Raw genomic sequence first — 1,235 nt, forward strand, 5'->3', positions numbered from 1 at the left:
AGCGGCGTGAACGCGACCCATGCGAGTCCGGCGCCGCGCGCCATCACCTTCCATTCGGTGACGGAGGGAAGTCCCGCGGGATCGACCGCCATCCACCAGATCCGCGCCCATGCCGACATGCGCCGCATGGGCGCGGATCTGGTGGGTGCGCCCGGTCAGCGGCGTGAACGCGACCCATGCGAGTCCGGCGCCGCGCGCCATCACCTTCCATTCGGTGACGGAGGGAAGTCCCGCGGGATCGACCGCCATCCACCAGCCGCGATGCGGATCGCGCTTGGCTAGCGGAGCGTCGATGCGCCCCTCGTCCGCCGGCGGCGCGCCCTGCACGACCGCCCAGTAGGTCTTTCCGATGCGGCCGGAGGAGAACAGCTTCCCGAGCCGCGCCAGCGCCTTGCGGTGGCGACCCAGCACCAGGCAGCCGCTGGTGTCCTTGTCCAGCCGGTGCGCGAGCGCGGGGTCGCGCGGCAGCCCGAAGCGCAGCGCCCCGAAGGCCGCCTCGAGATTCGGGCCGCCTTTCGGCCCGGCGTGCACCGGGACCCCCGCAGGCTTGTCGAGGATCAGGATGAGGCCGTCGCGGTGGAGCACGCGGGAGACGAGGGCTTCGGGAGACAGAACGGAAGGGCTGGACATGGAACTCTGCTGCGACGCCGAGTATGGGCGGACGGCGGGGCCGCACTATGTCGCGGCCATGAAGCTGGTTTCCACCGTTTTCGAGGTCGCGCCAGAACATGCGGCCGCCTTCAGGGCGGCCGTGTTCGCGAACGCGAACGCCGTGGAGCGCAACGACCCGGCCTGCCGCGGAGTCGCGATCGCGGAGGATCCGTCGACGCCGGGCTTTTTCCTGACGTCCGCCCTGTACGAAACCGAGGCCGCGGCGGCCGCCCGCCATGCGACCGAGGCCGGCCGCGCCTTCGAGGAGGCGGTGAAGCCCTATGTCAGGCGGCAGCGCGTGCGGTTGCTCGATCTTGGCTGAGGCGCGCGCCGGGGATCTGCTGGTGGGCGACGTCGGCGGCACCAACTGCCGGTTCGGGCTGGTCCAGCCAGGCGCGCTGCGGGTCACCTCGATCGAGACCATGAAGGACGACCGTTTCGCCGCCTTCGAGGAGGCCGTCGCGGCCTATCTGGAGATGACGGGCGCAAGGCCCGCGCGCGCGATCGTCGCCGTCGCCGGGCCGGCTTCGGCAACGTGCGGAACGTCAAGCCTCGCCTGATCGCCGAGTTCCGTTGGGATTTCG

3 protein-coding genes are annotated in these 1,235 nt (G+C 71.3%); 2 read left to right on the top strand and 1 reads right to left on the bottom strand.

Going from position 1 to position 1,235, the window contains the following annotated elements; translation table 11 throughout:
• A partial coding sequence (locus ACIKT0_RS18555) for an RluA family pseudouridine synthase (RefSeq protein ID WP_407106788.1) occupies window positions 1-630 on the bottom strand: 630 nt, incomplete at its 3' end.
• Between ACIKT0_RS18555 and ACIKT0_RS18560 the strand changes: the two genes are divergently transcribed.
• Both ACIKT0_RS18560 and ACIKT0_RS18565 read left to right on the top strand, forming a co-directional pair.
• A complete protein-coding gene (locus ACIKT0_RS18560) occupies window positions 629-973 on the top strand; it encodes an antibiotic biosynthesis monooxygenase (RefSeq protein ID WP_246398168.1) in 345 nt (114 codons plus the stop codon). The two genes, ACIKT0_RS18555 and ACIKT0_RS18560, sit on opposite strands and share 2 nt — an antisense overlap.
• Window positions 966-1,211: a glucokinase gene (locus tag ACIKT0_RS18565; protein WP_407106789.1), complete on the top strand. Its 246-nt coding sequence runs from the start codon at window positions 966-968 to the stop codon at window positions 1,209-1,211. The genes ACIKT0_RS18560 and ACIKT0_RS18565 overlap by 8 nt, the downstream gene beginning before the upstream one ends.
• Window positions 1,212-1,235 lie beyond the last annotated feature (24 nt).

Origin of the sequence: Hansschlegelia beijingensis, from assembly GCF_045505405.1 — a bacterium.
In the GTDB taxonomy this organism is placed as follows: domain Bacteria; phylum Pseudomonadota; class Alphaproteobacteria; order Rhizobiales; family Methylopilaceae; genus Methylopila; species Methylopila beijingensis_A.